General features: G+C 40.6%; 15 protein-coding genes. 13 read left to right on the top strand and 2 right to left on the bottom strand.

The window, feature by feature from the left end; all coding sequences use genetic code 11:
- Nucleotides 1-221: 221 nt before the first annotated feature.
- Nucleotides 222-1016, bottom strand: a complete 795-nt coding sequence (tagH, locus tag CD126_RS00380; RefSeq protein ID WP_049408034.1) for a teichoic acids export ABC transporter ATP-binding subunit TagH — start codon at nucleotides 1014-1016, stop codon at nucleotides 222-224.
- Between the two features lie 375 nt (nucleotides 1017-1391).
- On the opposite strand from tagH, the gene CD126_RS00375 reads away from it, so the two are divergent.
- The 4 genes from CD126_RS00375 (at nucleotide 1392) to tagD (ending at nucleotide 4964) form a co-directional block, all read left to right on the top strand.
- Entirely contained in the window at nucleotides 1392-2192 is an 801-nt protein-coding gene (locus CD126_RS00375; RefSeq protein WP_002472609.1) for an ABC transporter permease, read from the top strand.
- A 109-nt stretch (nucleotides 2193-2301) separates the two neighbouring features.
- Nucleotides 2302-3396, top strand: coding sequence for a teichoic acid glycerol-phosphate primase TarB (tarB, locus tag CD126_RS00370; protein ID WP_049408036.1), 1095 nt, complete (start codon nucleotides 2302-2304; stop codon nucleotides 3394-3396).
- A complete protein-coding gene (locus CD126_RS00365; protein WP_049408038.1) occupies nucleotides 3393-4451 on the top strand; it encodes a glycosyltransferase family 2 protein in 1059 nt (352 codons plus the stop codon). The genes tarB and CD126_RS00365 overlap by 4 nt, the downstream gene beginning before the upstream one ends.
- 114 nt (nucleotides 4452-4565) lie before the next feature.
- On the top strand, nucleotides 4566-4964 hold the full coding sequence (tagD, locus tag CD126_RS00360) for a glycerol-3-phosphate cytidylyltransferase (protein WP_002472536.1): 399 nt from the start codon (nucleotides 4566-4568) through the stop codon (nucleotides 4962-4964).
- A gap of 193 nt (nucleotides 4965-5157) precedes the next feature.
- On the opposite strand, the gene pbp4 is transcribed toward tagD, so the two are convergent.
- A complete protein-coding gene (gene pbp4, locus CD126_RS00355; protein ID WP_049408040.1) occupies nucleotides 5158-6444 on the bottom strand; it encodes a penicillin-binding protein PBP4 in 1287 nt (428 codons plus the stop codon).
- A gap of 189 nt (nucleotides 6445-6633) precedes the next feature.
- Here pbp4 and CD126_RS00350 point away from each other — a divergent pair, with 189 nt between their 5' ends.
- From CD126_RS00350 to dhaM, 9 genes are all read left to right on the top strand, one after another.
- Complete coding sequence (locus CD126_RS00350; protein WP_049408042.1) at nucleotides 6634-8352, top strand: ABC transporter ATP-binding protein; 1719 nt, start codon at nucleotides 6634-6636, stop codon at nucleotides 8350-8352.
- 314 nt (nucleotides 8353-8666) lie between these two features.
- Nucleotides 8667-9893, top strand: coding sequence for a NupC/NupG family nucleoside CNT transporter (locus CD126_RS00345; protein WP_049408044.1), 1227 nt, complete (start codon nucleotides 8667-8669; stop codon nucleotides 9891-9893).
- Between the two features lie 500 nt (nucleotides 9894-10393).
- Nucleotides 10394-11227, top strand: a complete 834-nt coding sequence (locus CD126_RS00340) for a YitT family protein (protein ID WP_002472543.1) — start codon at nucleotides 10394-10396, stop codon at nucleotides 11225-11227.
- Nucleotides 11228-11523: 296 nt separating this feature from the next.
- A complete protein-coding gene (locus tag CD126_RS00335; RefSeq protein WP_002472568.1) occupies nucleotides 11524-12327 on the top strand; it encodes an ABC transporter ATP-binding protein in 804 nt (267 codons plus the stop codon).
- A gap of 30 nt (nucleotides 12328-12357) precedes the next feature.
- Complete coding sequence (locus CD126_RS00330) at nucleotides 12358-13335, top strand: FecCD family ABC transporter permease (protein ID WP_411912631.1); 978 nt, start codon at nucleotides 12358-12360, stop codon at nucleotides 13333-13335.
- Nucleotides 13332-14348, top strand: a complete 1017-nt coding sequence (locus CD126_RS00325; RefSeq protein WP_049408047.1) for a FecCD family ABC transporter permease — start codon at nucleotides 13332-13334, stop codon at nucleotides 14346-14348. The genes CD126_RS00330 and CD126_RS00325 overlap by 4 nt, the downstream gene beginning before the upstream one ends.
- A gap of 231 nt (nucleotides 14349-14579) precedes the next feature.
- Nucleotides 14580-15545, top strand: a complete 966-nt coding sequence (dhaK, locus tag CD126_RS00320; RefSeq protein ID WP_049408049.1) for a dihydroxyacetone kinase subunit DhaK — start codon at nucleotides 14580-14582, stop codon at nucleotides 15543-15545.
- A gap of 12 nt (nucleotides 15546-15557) precedes the next feature.
- Nucleotides 15558-16133 carry a dihydroxyacetone kinase subunit DhaL gene (gene dhaL, locus CD126_RS00315; RefSeq protein ID WP_049408051.1) on the top strand — a complete coding sequence of 192 codons (576 nt, stop codon included), beginning with the start codon at nucleotides 15558-15560 and terminating at the stop codon, nucleotides 16131-16133.
- A 1-nt stretch (nucleotide 16134) separates the two neighbouring features.
- Complete coding sequence (gene dhaM, locus CD126_RS00310; protein ID WP_049408052.1) at nucleotides 16135-16509, top strand: dihydroxyacetone kinase phosphoryl donor subunit DhaM; 375 nt, start codon at nucleotides 16135-16137, stop codon at nucleotides 16507-16509.
- Nucleotides 16510-16618: the final 109 nt, after the last annotated feature.

Below are 16618 nucleotides of genomic sequence, written 5' to 3'. Positions count from 1 at the left end.
TCTTTTCTCAGTGTCTCTATACTTGAACGCTCATATATAGTAAGATGTAAATAGCTCATATTGGCACTCCCTTGTATTTGTTTTTAGTGGTGTATTAACATCTTACAACAAAGTGCCAATTATGGGCATTTTTTATGAAATTTTTTGGGTGTTGCACTTAATATTACAATCCGTCGTATGAAAAAATAAGACAGAAATCATAGCGATTTCTGTCTCACTCTCTATTTCACCACGAAACGTGAATCGTTAAGTTGGTCTTTATACGCTTTTTGATCTTTTTTAGATAATTTTTTGAAGTCCTTTAAGAATTTCTCGTATTGCGGTAAGACGTCATCTAAATCGCCATATTCGCGAAGAACGCCGCCTTCAATCCAAGCAATCTTCGTGCAGAATTGACGTACTTGGCTCATATTATGGCTGACGAAGAAGATCGTTTTATTTTGCTTTTTATATTCGTAAATTTTATCTAAACACTTTTGAGCAAAAGTTTGGTCTCCGACAGATAGTGCTTCGTCAATGACGAGAATATCTGGGTTCGTCGTAATATTAATAGAGAAACCGAGTTTCGAACGCATCCCACTGGAATATTTTTTAACCGGCTGGTAGATAAATTCGCCTAGCTCACTAAACTCGATGATTTCAGGCGTTAAGTCTTTAATCTGCTTACGCGTGAAGCCCATGCAAAGCATCTTGAACTCGATGTTTTCAAGACCTGTTAGTTGATTGTTGAGGCCTGCGTTAATCGCAATCACGCTGACTTCGCCATTGCGCTTAATCTTACCATGGGTCGGCATGAGAGAACCGCCAATCATATTACTTAACGTAGATTTACCAGAGCCGTTAATACCTACGAGCCCAATGACATCACCTTCATAGGCAGTGAGAGAGAGGTCGTTCAGCGCGTAGAACGTCTTATTCTTATGTTTAGGGATGAGGGCATCTTTCATACGTTCTTTATTATTACGGTAAATACGATACTCTTTGGAGACATGGTCTATAGTAACCGAAACGTTCATAATATTGTCCTTCCTTAGTTCTAATTAATACAATTATATAGTATATAATGAAGGTTGTTAAATGTATTCATCTTATGAGACGTTAATTTGTTACAAATTGTTCTACTGTGGTGAATTTGTACTGTTATTGCTTTACGGTAGAGAAGTGGTTTTACTTTTACGGAAAATAATTTACGTTATGAATGATAGATTGTTAAAATAAGAATGATATTGTGAGAAATTTAGCGTATAAGTTGCTATAATAAAAAGTTGTAATTGAACTAATGAAATATTCATTTCACGATCATGAGGGGATAAACATATTATGATTTCATGATGTGGCGTGCAAAAATAAAAAATGATTAGTGAAAACATTTGAAAGTGTGGTTTATTCTTATGAAAGCAGTGTGGGTAGTATTACAAGAACATCTCAAGAATTTCTACCTCATCAACCGACTCTCGCAGTTCCAGGTTAAGATTTCGAATAAAAATAACTACCTTGGTATCGCTTGGGAACTCATCAACCCTGCCCTTCAAATCGCGGTCTATTGGTTCGTCTTCGGACTAGGCTTTAGACAAGGTCATGCGCAAGAAGGGGTACCATTTATCTTCTGGTTACTTGCGGGTATTAATATGTGGTTCTTCGTTAACCAAGGCATCTTAGAGGGAACGAAATCCATCGCGATGAAATATAATCAAGTCGCAAAGATGAACTTCCCGTTGTCGATTATCCCAACATATATAGTTTCCAGTAGGTTCTACGGCCATCTCGCTTTGCTGGCCATCGTAATGATACTATGTGCAATTGGTGGATATTATCCGAACCTCTATACATTACAGTTATTGTTCTTTGTGCCATTATCGCTCGTTCTGACAACGACGATTGCACTCTTCACCTCCACACTTGGGGTGATTGTACGAGACACGCAACAAATTATACAAGCGATTATGCGGCTCGTATTCTTTGCATCGAACATTATTATTAACTTGCCAGAGGGTATCGTACTCGATATCATTAAATTCAATCCAATTTATTTCTTAGCAGAAGGATATCGTGCGGCACTGTTACACCATCAATGGTACTTTATCGACCACTGGCATCTCACATTGTATAACTTTGGTGTTATCATTGTCTTATTTGTTCTCGGATCTATACTACATATGAAATATCGAGATCACTTTGCAGACTTTATGTAATAGAACTATCCTTTGTCGGAGTCACATCTGGCAAAGGATTTTTCTATAATTTTACGTGTGTTAAAGCTATAATATAGACGAATCAGTTTATAGAATTGGCGGTGAAACTTTGCGTATTATTATTAAAAAGATTTATCTCTTGATGATTTCTATTCTTAATTTTATTTTTAAAGGTAAAAAGGTGAACGATCGACACATCGTCGCAATGATGACGTTCTCTGAAGATGTGCTACCCATTTTACAACAGCTCGATGAGAAAGGGTACCAACTCACAGTCATCGCACAGGAAAAAGACCGTGAGACATTAAATAACTTACAAAATGTCACATGGGTACCGGCTGGAAATAAATATGTGATGCAGCAAATTAAAGCGTTGAGTACGGCAAAAGTCATCATTATCGATACATATTACCTCATGTTAGGTAGTTTCAATAAAAAAGAAGGCCAAACGGTCATTCAAACATGGCATGCGGCGGGTGCGTTAAAGAACTTCGGCTTCACAGACCATCAAGTGGACTTGCAGAATACAAAGATGGTGGAACAGTACAAGCAAGTGTATGATGCGACGGATAAGTATCTTGTAGGTGGCAATCCGATGATTCAATGCTTTGAAGCGGCCTTTGGTGCAACGAGTGATCAGTTTGTTAAAACGGGTCTGCCAAGGCTTGCTTACTATAAACAATTCGATGCCAAAGCGCGTCAAAAGGAACTTAAACGAGAACTCGGCATTCATAAGAAAGTAGCAGTTTATCTTCCAACCTATCGTGAACATAAAAAGCGAAATCGAGAAATCAATACGCAGGCGTTTGAAGAATTGTTACCGAACTATATTCTACTCAATAAATTACATCCTGCTGTAGCAGACGCCCATCAAAGTCAATTAGACATTCAAACGTTGATTCTCCTAGCGGATGTGATTATTACGGACTATAGTTCCTTAGCGATTGAAGCGAGTATTATCAATAAACCGATCCTCTTTTACGTTTATGATGAACAAGAATATGAACGAGATCGTGGCTTGAACATGTACTATAAAGCGATTCCAGACAAGTTTAAAGCGTATAGTGAAGGTGAATTATTGAATAAGATAGTCTCAGAGAAGACACCATGGACGGCACTCTTTGAGGAGTGGCATGAGTATACAACAGCAGATTCAATTGATAAAGTGACTAATTATATTGAAGAATTGATGGTGAAAAAGTGAAATTATCTATAATCATTCCTGTATATAATGCAGAACGTACTATTGAACGTGCCATACGATCGATCGATACGAAAGCGACACACGAAATTATCTGTGTGAATGATGGCTCAACAGATGGTTCTTTAGATGTCTTGAAAAGTTTAGCCCGAGAACGCTCTGACATTAATCTTATTGACCAAGCGAATCAAGGTGCTGCAGTCGCCCGCAACAAAGGTCTCGAAGCGATGACAGGCGACGCATTTATGTTTTTAGATGCTGATGACGAGTTTTTAACAGGACGCATCGATTTTATGTTGAAGTATTATCAAGCGAACGAGGACGTCGAAGTCGTCGTAGGGCAACTAGCACGAGAGGAACATGGAACGTGGGTACCGATTGCTACACATGAAAGTATTAGACGTAAGGCGCTAGTGAATTTACAATCTTGTCCCGAAATCATGCAGTCGATAGGCCCAGGCGCGAAATTGTTTAGCGCATGTTTTAAAGATTTACGTTTCGACACGGATGTGACGTTCTGCGAAGAACATACGTTTATCATTCAGGCCTATAATCAAGCGCGGGACATTCAACTCATTCCTACACTCATTTATGGTTACAATACAGAGGCCGAATCTGTCACTGCTTCAAGGGTAGAGCGCTTTACTGCCTATCTCGCTGATGCGGAAAAGGTCCGTCAACGCGTGATGCGTAAGCTGTTACTTAGAAAAGAACGTGAATATTATAGCTATCGTATGGATAACTTGATCGTGAGTTACTTGATTCAGAACTATTTAACAGAACATCCTCAATTAACGTCTGAGCTCATTGACCAAGTCATCGTGTATTTAAGAGAAATGCAAGAAACTGATCGCTCTAGTGAAGCGTTCTTCAGAATCATTGAGGCAGTGGAACAAGCCGGTCAAGGTTGGACGAAAGAGATTTATCAACCATGGCGTTCAGCGCTTGTACAGATGGGTGTGGGTCGTCCACCGTATTACATTTTTAAAGTCAAAGTCTTACCGAAACGTACGAAATTCTCGTCTAAACAACGTTTGAAACGTGTGCTTAGACGCTAAATGAGTATATGATCTACAGAAATTCACTTCCTTCTATCTAATGATAATATAATTATCATAACTGAAAGTAACGTGTTATAATTTAACCACTAAAAAGGCAGAAGGAGTGAAAGTATGAGACGTGTTATTACATATGGTACATACGATTTATTACATTATGGCCATATCGAACTATTGCGTCGTGCGCGTGAGATGGGAGATTACCTTATCGTCGCGCTCTCAACGGACGAATTCAACCGTATTAAACACAAGAAATCATATTACAACTTTGAACAACGTAAGATGATGTTGGAATCGATTCGTTACGTTGATCTTGTCATCCCAGAAGATGGTTGGGGACAAAAAGAGAAAGACGTTGATCGTTACGAAGTAGATACTTTCGTCATGGGTCACGATTGGGAAGGCGAATTCGACTTCTTGAAAGATAAATGTGACGTCATCTACTTAAAACGTACAGAAGGTATTTCAACGACTCAAATCAAACGTGAACTTTACGGTGACGACGCAACTTAATGACTATGTATTATAGAGAATTGTAACTGGAAAAGGTAGGAAAGCCATTCGGTTCCTACTATAGTAAAGAAAGCCCTAGTCGGTGTTGAAACGAGCGAATCAACATCAACTAGGGCTCTTTTAATGCTTGAGCGTATGTGCAGTGAACTCTGGATTATAGGTTCGAGTCTGCACAATCCCCCGCATATTTAGATTATTTACGTTTTTTTACAGCTTCAATAATTAAATAAACAACAATGGCTAAGGCAGCTATGATGAGGATAAATCCAAGCGCTGTAAGTAGTGGATGTGTTTCCCAAGATGACTTCGCGACAGTTGTAGCTTCATGTAGTACAGGTTTTTTCGCTTTCACACTTGGTGGGCCATAACTTTTATTAATAAATTCACGTTGATAATCAAGATGAACTTGGCCATCCTTGACGACAAAGTTGTAGTCTTTCGCTTTCATATCTTTCGGTACCACATCGTATAGGTCTTTGGCAATGTAGTACGTCTTACCGTCAATGTCGTGCTTACCTTTCTTCAGCACTTTCTTGTATTGATAGTTATCGTAAGACTGTTCCATCATCGCGTTACCCATCATATTTCGCTGTTTCTCGCCACCAAGATTTACATAATCGCCGGCACCCATAATCGTTTGAACGATGCGTAAGCCGTCACGTTTCGTTGATAAGGTGTGGTTATAGTCTGCCACATCACTTGAACCTGTCTTCAGTCCGTCTGTTCCTTTCAGACTCATATCTGCGCCATCAAGTGAGTGATTTAAAGTATAGTAAGTGACGTTATGTTGGGTCGGTGCGAGTTGTTTAGTAAAATGCAGTAATTTCGGTGTATCTTTAACGACGTGGAGCGATAACAATTCGAAGTCTTTAGCAGTGGAAGTACTGTTTTCTTCGTTCTTATACTTTTTAGGCGCAAAGTCCTTTAATTGATTATTCTCAGCACCCGTAGGATTGACGAAGTGTGTATGTTTCATACCTAAATCTTTCGCTTTATGATTCATTTCGTCTGTAAAGTCTGATACACTACCGGATACCTCTTTGGCTAGAATCAATGCAGCTGCGTTACTTGAAGCTGACACAGTGATTTGAAGTAGTTCTCGAATGGTATAGGTTTCGCCTGGATAAAGTTTGGTGTTGCTGAGTTCCGGGAGGGTCGACATACGATAGTGATCGTCAGTAATCTTTACTTTATCGTCGAGTGAAAGTTTACCTTTCTGTACAGCTTCCATAGTTAGATACATCGTCATGAGTTTCGTCATTGAAGCGGGGTACCATTTCTTATCCCAATTGTACTTATAGAGGACTTGACCATTTTGGGCGACATTAGCTGCGCCTTCAGGTTCATAGGCGGAGGTGACGTTATTGTAACCGTACTGATTTGCGATTTGAGAAGGGGAAACTGTTTCCGCGTGTGCAAAAGGTGTTATAATTGAAACAACGAAGAGTACAGTTACAATCGCGCATATAAATTTTTTCATAATCAACATTCCTTCTTACTGACCTATAATTTTGCAATAGCAATATTTTAGCATATGTGTAGACTAAATTAAAATATTGCCACTGCTGAACCCATCATACTTTGGACTGATGAAGAGGTTAGACTGAGGGTTGTCTTCCTTCAGTGTGAAGGACTACTAAATATTAAACTTATTAATGAGGTACATACTATGAAACAAGGAAATCCATTGTTCTTCTTATTTCGTAAACTCAACTGGCCCGTGGGCTTAATTATTGCCGCGATACTGATCTCCTCTCTAGGGAGTTTGACTGGGTTAGTCGTTCCGGCTTTTACCGGCCAGATGGTAGATAAATTCTCACTTGATTCTATCAATCCTATGTTTATTGTACTGTTCGCAGGCATCTTTATTCTCAATGCAGTGTTAAGTGGTTTAGGTCTTTACCTATTGAGTAAAATTGGTGAGAAACTTATCTTTGCGATTCGTTCTATATTATGGAAGCACATCATCCAATTGAAGATGCCATTTTTCGATCAGAATGAGAGTGGGCAGCTCATGAGCCGTTTGACGGACGATACGAAAGTCATCAATGAATTCGTCTCACAGAAGTTGCCTGAATTATTCCCATCCGCTATCACAATCGTTGGCTCACTTGTGATGCTGTTCGTTATGGATTGGCAGATGACGTTACTTACTTTTATCACTATACCGATTCTCATCATGATTATGATTCCTTTAGGGAAAGTCATGCAGAGAATTTCAACTTCAACACAAACGGAGATTGCCAATTTCAGTGGTCTCCTTGGACGTGTGTTGACGGAAATGCGGTTGGTCAAAGTATCCAATACAGAACAGTTAGAGCTGAACAAAGCGCATAAGAACTTAAACGAGATTTACCGTTTAGGTCTGAAGCAAGCGAAGATTACTGCCGTGATTCAACCGATCTCTGGTGTAGTGATGCTGTTGACGATTGCGATCATTCTCGGATTCGGTGCGCTACGTATTTCTTCTGGTGCGATGACAGCAGGGACGTTAATTGCGATGATCTTCTACGTGATTCAACTGTCTATGCCGCTCGTCAATTTAACGACATTAGCGACAGATTATCGTAAAGCAGTCGGCGCAAGTAGCCGTATTCATGAGATTATGAACGAGCCTTTAGAAGATATCGAACAAGAGGTTCATAAGCCAATTCAAGACGGTACATTAAGCTTTCAACACGTCGACTTTAAATATGACGTGAAGCCGATTCTTGAAGATGTATCATTTGATATTCGACCAGGTACGGTCACTGCCTTTGTAGGTCCATCAGGTTCAGGTAAAAGTACCATATTCAACATTATTGAGCGCATGTATGACATTGAACGTGGCGATATCAGCTACGGTGCGCAGTCGATCTATGATATTCCACTTGCGCAATGGCGTAACAAGATTGGTTACGTCATGCAGTCCAATTCAATGATGAATGGTACGATTCGTGACAACTTGCTTTATGGTATCAACAGAGAAGTTAGCGATGAAGAGCTGATTAATTATGCCAAACTCGCGAACTGTCATGAGTTTATCCAAGAATTTGAAGACGGCTACGATACTGTAGTAGGTGAGCGTGGGCTCAAGCTATCAGGGGGACAACGTCAGCGTATCGACATCGCTCGTAGTTTCGTGAAGAACCCAGACATTCTATTATTAGATGAAGCCACTGCAAACTTGGATAGTGAAAGTGAACGTAAGATCCAAGAGGCGCTTGAATCCTTGATGGAGAATCGTACTACTGTTGTTATTGCTCACCGTTTATCTACGATTAAGAAAGCAGAACAAATCATCTTTATTGATGGTGGCCACGTGACAGGTAAAGGTACACACCAAGGACTCATGGCTGACCATCAGAAATATCAAGAATTTGTGCAAACACAGAATTTAAGTGATTAATAGGGTAATCGCTTATAACATGTACAATATTTCCAGCCACTAGCAAGGTCGTTGACTTTGTTGGTGGCTTTTTGAATTGATTAGATAAAGTTAAAATACCTTTCTACATCGTAAATAACCGTACGGTAACCCTTTTATAACGAAAAAATAAAGCAGAAAGTCGAAGTATAACCTTTGAATGTCATCTAATTGTTATTTCTTGACCTTTCTGCGCATGGTATAATGATTCTTGTAATATCATGTTTTTAACAGTCAATAGTTCATTTTTACTATACATATCAACGACTTTTACAAATCTGAGAGGTGTGTTCAGCGTGTATTTATTAATTAATATCATCGGTTTAATTGTCTTTCTTGCTATAGCCGTTCTGTTTTCTAGAAAGCGACGAGATATTCAATGGAAATCTGTCGCTATTCTTGTCGTTCTCAACGTATTCTTAGCGTGGTTCTTTATTTACTTTCCATGGGGAAGAGCCGTTGTTAAAGGCTTAGCGAACGGTATCGCTTGGGTCATTGAGTCAGCTCATCATGGTACAGGCTTTGCATTCAACAGTTTCGTAGGCGATCAGATGGATATGGCTATCAGTGCCTTGTTCCCAATTCTGCTCGTCGTGCCTTTATTTGATATTCTCATGTATTTCAATATTCTACCTCGTGTCATCGGTGCCATCGGTTGGTTACTTGCGAAAGTGACACGTCAACCTCGATTTGAATCGTTCTTCGGTATCGAAATGATGTTTCTGGGTAACACAGAAGCACTTGCTGTCTCCAGTGAGCAGTTAAAACGCATGAACGAAGCACGTGTCTTAACTGTCGCGATGATGTCGATGAGTTCAGTGTCTGGTGCTATCGTAGGGGCATACGTCACTATGGTGCCTGGTGATCTCGTGCTTACAGCGATTCCGCTCAATATTATTAATGCGATTATCGTGGCATCGATATTGAATCCTGTGTCAGTGAAAGAACAAGAAGACATTATTTATAGCATTCGTAATGAAGAAGTAGAGCGTCAACCATTCTTCTCATTCTTAGGCGACTCGGTATTAAATGCAGGTAAATTGATACTTATTATTATCGCGTTCGTCATCAGTTTCGTGGCACTCTCAGATTTAATCGATCGTTTCATTCATCTTATTACAGGTCTTATTGCGCATGGCATGCATTGGAAAGGTAGCTTTGGTTTAGACCAAATTCTCGGTGTCTTTATGTATCCATTCGCGCTATTATTAGGTTTGCCGTTTGATGAAGCATGGCTTGTTGCACAGCAGATGGCGAAGAAGATTGTTACAAATGAGTTTGTCGTCATGGGTAGCATCAAAGATCAAGTGAATAGTTATTCGTCTCACCACCGTGCAGTGATTACTACATTCTTAATTTCATTCGCGAACTTCTCGACGATTGGTATGATTGTCGGTACGTTGAAAGGGATTGTCGATCAACGTACGACGGACTTTGTATCTAAATATGTTCCGATGATGTTACTTGCAGGTATTCTCGTTTCCCTAATGACGGCAGGCTTTGTCGGACTCTTCGCTTGGTAAAATGATTAAAATTTATAGCCTTAATATGGGACATATTTGCTTCCATATTAAGGCTTTTTTAATGCACATAAGTTTGTTTAAAATCCCATACAAAAAAGCCAAGTCATATGTAAGTGGTGTCGACCTACACTAGACTTGGCTTTACGGGAAATGAATATGAGTATACGACAAGCAAGGACTAGTACTTGCGTATACATCGAGCAAAAATTTGTTTTGTTACTATAAACAAAACAAAGGAGATGGCTTCTTGCTGTTTCCAACAAGAAGATGAAATTAATTATAGCAAACGCAACGCTATAAGTAAATAGAAAATTCAGAAAGTTAGCAACTATAAGTTATTTCTAACTACGCTGAGTTACCAACAAATAAGGGTTCAACCTACTACAAATTAACACAAAATTAGCACGATTATTCTTTGAACTCTACTTCATAGTGTTGTAGTTAGCCTTAATATTTGCTACTATGCTAGTGATTAACAATTTTTAAAGGAGGTTGCGAGGATGAACAAGACAATTAGAGATATTATACTCGTCATTATTGGTTCCTTTATATTCTCAGCTGGCGTTAATACATTTATCATATCAGGTCAATTAGGTGAAGGTGGCGTAACCGGTCTCGCCATCACGCTCTACTATGCGTTTCATATTTCACCTGCCATTTCTAACTTTGTATTAAACGCGATTCTTCTCGTTGTAGGATTTAAATATTTAAGCAGACGTAATACGTATTTAACCATTCTCGCAACAGTGTTAATGTCCATCTTTTTAAAATTAACTGAGAGCTGGCATGTAGAAACTGGCAACATCATCATCAATGCGATCTTCGGTGGTTCATGTGTCGGACTCGGTATCGGTATCATCGTCATCGCAGGTGGGACATCTGGAGGAACGACGATCTTAGCGCGTATCGTTTCTAAGTATACAGAATTCAATACGGCCTATGCGTTATTATTCTTTGACTTAATCGTTGTACTCATCTCACTTACAGAAATTCCGGTTGCGAAAGCACTCGTAACGGTTGTTTCATTATACATCGGTACGAAAGTGATGGACTTCGTTATTGAAGGTCTCAATACGAAGAAAGCGATGACAATCATTTCTAGTAAACCGGACGAGGTAGCCAAAGTGATTGATACGGAAGTTGGTCGTGGTTTAACGATCTTAAATGGTCGTGGTTACTTCTCTAAACAGGAGAAAGATATTCTGTATGTCGTGATTACGAAGACGCAAATTAGTAAGGCGAAGCGTTTAATTCGTCAAACAGACCAAGATGCTTTCTTAGTCATTCACGATGTGCGTGATGTTTATGGTAATGGTTTCTTAATGGAAGATTAATATTTGCAAGAAGATTAAGCTGCCGAACGGTTATAACGCCGTTTGAGCAGCTTTTTTTATGATGGGAAGAAATCTTAATATATAGCTGGAGATGATAGTCATATTATGGAAAAGATGATATAATAGCGCCTGTGATAATGATTATCATTTAGTGATAAAAACGTTTATAATAACATGACGTAATGGATATATTGATAGCACGTTAAATAGCTTTATGAAATAGAAAGAAACGTCTCGAAATGTGAGACGCATCTCTAAAATAAATGATTTCAGTGTTAGAGGAGAGAAGGGAATTTATGACACGTTTAGCAGGTAATCAAGTTACGATAGGTTATGGTGACCACACGATAGTCGATCAACTCGATGTAAATATTCCAGACGGTAAAGTCACATCGATTATCGGCCCTAATGGTTGCGGGAAATCAACATTATTAAAAGCACTCTCACGTCTATTATCTATTAAAGGTGGAGAAATTGTACTTGATGGGGAAAGTATTCACACGCAATCTACGAAAGAAGTCGCGAAGAAGATTGCCATATTACCACAGTCTCCTGAAGTGGCAGACGGTTTAACAGTCGGCGAGCTCGTTTCTTACGGACGCTTCCCACATCAGAAAGGCTTTGGACGTTTATCAGCGGAAGACAAACAACAAATCGATTGGGCACTTGAAGTGACTGGAACGAAAGAATTCAAGTTCCGCTCAATTAACGATTTAAGTGGTGGACAACGTCAACGTGTATGGATTGCGATGGCGCTCGCTCAGAAGACAGATATCATCTTCCTGGATGAGCCTACGACTTATCTAGATATTTCACATCAGCTCGAAATACTCGAACTGATTACACAACTCAACCGTGAACAAGGTTGTACAATTGTGATGGTCTTGCATGATATCAATCAGGCTGTGCGTTTTTCAGACTACCTTATCACGATGAAAGACGGTCAAATCGTGAAAGACGGTGAGACGTCAGATGTACTCACTGAAGATATATTAGAACGCGTCTTTAATATAGATGTAGAAATTAGCACAGATCCGAGAACGGGCAAACCTATGCTTGTGACTTACGACTTGTGTAAGAGAAACTATCCAAATGTGTAGGGAGTATGCAAGATGAAGACGAAAGGTAAAATGAATTATATCACAACACTGATTATCGCCACTTGTCTACTCCTTCTTGTCTTCGCTGGTTCGATCTTACTCGGAGAAGCGAAGGTTAACCTAACTACGATCTTTGAAGCTATCTTTCATTACAATCCTCACAACGAACAACACAATATTATTGCTGAGATTCGTATTCCACGTGATATCGGTGCGATATTAGTGGGTATCGCACTTGCGACAGCAGGCGCCGTTATTCAAGGCGTAACGAAGAATGGTTTAGCCGATCCAAGCTTGATTGGCTTAAACTCTGGTGCGGCGTTTATGCTGGCGCTCACGTATGCGATTATGCCGAGTGCACCATTCATCGTGTTGATGTTTGCAGGCTTTGTAGGTGCATTGCTTGGTGGTTTCATCGTCTTAATGATTGGACGCTCTCGTAGTGATGGCTTCAATCCGATGCGCATCATCTTAGCTGGTGCGGCAGTGAGTGCGTTACTTACAGCACTGAGTCAAGGTATTGGACTCATGTTCAAACTCAACCAAAGTATTACGTTCTGGAGTGCAGGTGGGGTGTCAGGCACGACTTGGAACCAAATTCTATGGGCTGCGCCTTTCGTTCTGATTTCGCTTGCTGTCATCCTTGGTATGAGTAAGCAATTGACGATTCTCAACTTAGGCGAAAGTTTAGCGCGTGGTCTTGGTCAGAATGTAGCGGCGATTCGTGGCGTGACGCTCGTGATGTCGATGATTCTTGCAGGCATTGCCGTAGCGATGGTAGGCCAAGTTGCCTTCGTGGGTCTGCTCGTGCCACACATTGTGCGTTATTTAGTCGGAACCGATTATGCGCGCGTCATTCCCGTTTCCGCGATTGCTGGCGGTCTACTTGTCTTGTTGGCTGACACGCTTGCTCGCATGCTAGGAGAGGCGCCGATGGGTGCGATTATTTCCTTTATCGGTGTACCTTATTTCTTATTTTTAGTTAAAAGAGGGGGTCGTTTCTCATGATAGATCCCAAATTACGTTTGAAACAGTTAGTCACGCTCGTCATCTTGGTGGTCGTACTATTGTTAGCTTGTGCGTGGAGTATGACTTCAGGTGATTATAAAATGTCTGTCGGTACCTTCTTTAAAACTTTATTTGGTTTCGGAGATTATACTGATTCACTTGTGCTTCTGCAATTCAGAATGCCACGTATGCTGATTACAATCTTAGCAGGAGCTGCGCTAGCGCTTAGTGGTGCGCTGTTACAAAGTGTGACACGTAACCCACTGGCTGAACCTGGTATTCTTGGTGTCAACGCAGGAAGCGGGTTCTGTATTGCGTTATTTATAGGTATCGGCCATGTGAATGCTGACAACTTTGTCTACGTTTTGCCACTGATTAGTATGATCGGTGGCTTGCTGACAAGCTTCGTCATCTTTAGCTTTAGTTATAATCGTGGTAAAGGGATTACGCCTGCGAGCATGGTACTCGTCGGTGTAGGGATGGCTTCTGCTTTAAGTGGTGGTGCCCTGACAGTGATGGCGACCTTTGATAAAGATCAATCCGAATTTATCGCTTCGTGGTTAGCCGGAAATATTTGGGGCGACGAATGGCCATTTGTCATTTCCTTTATTCCATGGTTAATCGTTCTCATCCCGTATGTGTTTGCGAAATCGAACGTGTTGAACTTGTTAAACACACATCCTGATATTGCGCAAGGCATGGGTGTGAAAGTGTCACGTGAACGCTTTATCATCCTATTTGTGGCTGTGTTATTATCTTCAGCTGCTGTTTCCGTAGCTGGCGCAATTGGCTTTATCGGTTTGATGGGGCCTCATATTGCTAAAACGATTGTCGGGCCACGACATCAACTATTTATGTCACTGTCTGTCTTAATCGGTGCATGTCTCCTCGTCATTGCAGATACGATTGGACAAACCATCATCCAACCGACTGGCGTTCCAGCCGGTATCGTCGTGGCGATTATCGGTGCACCATACTTCTTATACTTAATGTATCGTACAAAGTCAGTTTGATGTTAGTTAAAAGAAATAAAAAACAAGTTATTCGCTAGGCCTTCAAATGAACTTCCAATTGTGGAATTCATTTGAAGGCCATTTTTAATGTGAAAGAAATAATTGGCCTATAATGGAATAGTGAAATATAGAGATGACGTTTGACTTAGCTAGCATTTTACAAAACCTCTAAATAGGTGAGAGAGACTCAAATGTTCTATAATGGAAGTAAGTTGAGAGGAGGTTGTTCAAATGAAGAAACTCATCAAGTCTAAGATGGATTATGTGCAAGATATGTTGGCAGGTTTAAATGTGAGTCAGGATGATATTGAAATAATTGAAGATACTGTGGTAGTGAGAAAGCACAAGAAATCTTCAGGTGTTGCGCTTGTGTCTGGTGGTGGAAGTGGGCATGAACCTGCTCACGCGGGTTATGTCGCAGAAGGCATGCTGGACGCAGCAGTGTGTGGTGAAATCTTTACTTCGCCTACACCGGATAAGATTCTTAACGCGATTAAAGCTGTAGCAACGGATGCAGGCGTATTGCTTATCGTGAAGAACTATGCGGGCGACGTCATGAACTTCGAGATGGCTCAAGAAATGGCTGAGATGGAAGGCATCTCTGCGAAAATGGTCGTAGTTAAAGATGACATTGCGGTAGATAACGAAGAACAGCGACGTGGTGTGGCTGGCACAGTCTTCGTTCACAAATTTGCCGGTTATCTCGCAGATCAAGGTGAGTCGCTTGAAGATATCGTGACTCAAGTAGAGCGATTGCTCACTCAAATGAAATCGATCGGAATGGCATTGCAACCTCCATATGTGCCAACGACGGAACAATATGGCTTCGATTTACACGATGACCAAATGGAAATTGGTATTGGCATCCATGGGGAGCGAGGCATTGAGCGTACTGAAGCTAATCCGATAGATGAGATTGTTAAGCAGCTCGTGGAACGATTACGTGAAGAAGTGACTACTACAGAATGGATCGTAATGGTTAACGGTATGGGTGGTACGCCACTTTCAGAATTGCACATCGTTACGAAATACCTCAGCGCGTATTTGGATGAACAGTCGATTGCGGTTAAGAAATGGTACGTTGGTGATTATATGACGTCATTAAATATGGAAGGTTTTTCGATTACGGTTATTCCGTATGACACTAAAGTAGATGAAGCATTGAAAGCACCGACGACGAGTGCGTATTTTAACTAAGGAGGGAGAAAGATGGAAGTAGCTGAAATGAAAGAGAGATTACTTCAACTTGCGGAGACGTTTGCTGATCAAGAAGCGCATTTAACTGAGTTGGACCGTGCAATTGGTGACGGTGATCATGGCGTGAACATGTTGAGAGGATTCAAAGCGTTGCCAGATCAAATTGATGATAGTTCTATGGCACAACTCTTTAAGTCGACGGGGATGACGCTCATGTCACAAATTGGTGGTGCGTCAGGTCCGTTATATGGTTTCAGTTTCGTTAAAATGGCCCAAGTCGTTGATGAGGATTTCAGCAAAGAACAGTTACCTAACGTGTTAGAAGCGTTTGCTGAAGCGGTCGCGCAAAGAGGTAAAGTTGAACGTGGTGAGAAAACGATGTTTGATGTGATTGATCGTGCGCGTGAAGCGGTTGCGAATGGGGAAGGAGTTACGTTAGAGGTTCTCCAAGGTTATGCGCAAGATACAGTAGATTTAGAAGCGACGAAAGGTCGAGCAGCGTACTTTAAAGAAGAATCTATCGGGCACATGGATCCAGGGGCACAAAGTAGTGTTTATATTCTCAATGCATTGATTGGAGAGGTGTAAAATGAGTGCGATCCTGTTAGTGAGTCATAGTCGAGACATTGCAGAAGGTACGCGCCAATTGCTCAAACAAATGGCAGGCGATGTCGATGTTTACGCAGTTGGTGGCGTGGAAGACGGTAAAGAGATAGGAACATCCTTTGATGCTATACAAGAACAGATCAATAACATCGATGAAGACCTCATATGCTTTTACGATTTAGGTTCTGCAGAGATGAACTTAGATATGGCGCTAGAAATGTATGAGGGCAACTACGAACGTGTGAAAGTTGAAGCACCTATCGTCGAAGGAAGTTTCACGGCGGCAGTGAAGCTCTCTACAGATGCGTCATTGGATGAAGCGCTAGAAGAAGTGAAGAAACATTATGCCTTTAAATGATTTACGACATCATATATGATAGAATTAATATTAACTAACTTGAAAAAGATGAAAGCTTAATCTATTAAGAAACAACCCATCTTTAACACTACAGCTGATTATTAGGAGG

The sequence above is a fragment of the Staphylococcus pettenkoferi genome (assembly GCF_002902685.1).
Taxonomy (GTDB): Bacteria; Bacillota; Bacilli; order Staphylococcales; family Staphylococcaceae; genus Staphylococcus; species Staphylococcus pettenkoferi.
This window is presented reverse-complemented; position numbering and strand designations above follow the sequence as displayed.

Bases quoted from the DNA above. Each gene is read 5' to 3' on its own strand.
- tagH (WP_049408034.1), bottom strand. From the start codon at position 1,016: ATGAACGTTTCGGTTACTATAGACCATGTCTCCAAAGAGTATCGTATT.
- CD126_RS00375 (WP_002472609.1), top strand. From the start codon at position 1,392: ATGAAAGCAGTGTGGGTAGTATTACAAGAACATCTCAAGAATTTCTAC.
- tagD (WP_002472536.1), top strand. From the start codon at position 4,566: ATGAGACGTGTTATTACATATGGTACATACGATTTATTACATTATGGC.
- pbp4 (WP_049408040.1), bottom strand. From the start codon at position 6,444: ATGAAAAAATTTATATGCGCGATTGTAACTGTACTCTTCGTTGTTTCA.
- CD126_RS00350 (WP_049408042.1), top strand. From the start codon at position 6,634: ATGAAACAAGGAAATCCATTGTTCTTCTTATTTCGTAAACTCAACTGG.
- CD126_RS00340 (WP_002472543.1), top strand. From the start codon at position 10,394: ATGAACAAGACAATTAGAGATATTATACTCGTCATTATTGGTTCCTTT.
- CD126_RS00335 (WP_002472568.1), top strand. From the start codon at position 11,524: ATGACACGTTTAGCAGGTAATCAAGTTACGATAGGTTATGGTGACCAC.
- CD126_RS00330 (WP_411912631.1), top strand. From the start codon at position 12,358: ATGAATTATATCACAACACTGATTATCGCCACTTGTCTACTCCTTCTT.
- CD126_RS00325 (WP_049408047.1), top strand. From the start codon at position 13,332: ATGATAGATCCCAAATTACGTTTGAAACAGTTAGTCACGCTCGTCATC.
- dhaK (WP_049408049.1), top strand. From the start codon at position 14,580: ATGAAGAAACTCATCAAGTCTAAGATGGATTATGTGCAAGATATGTTG.
- dhaL (WP_049408051.1), top strand. From the start codon at position 15,558: ATGGAAGTAGCTGAAATGAAAGAGAGATTACTTCAACTTGCGGAGACG.
- dhaM (WP_049408052.1), top strand. From the start codon at position 16,135: ATGAGTGCGATCCTGTTAGTGAGTCATAGTCGAGACATTGCAGAAGGT.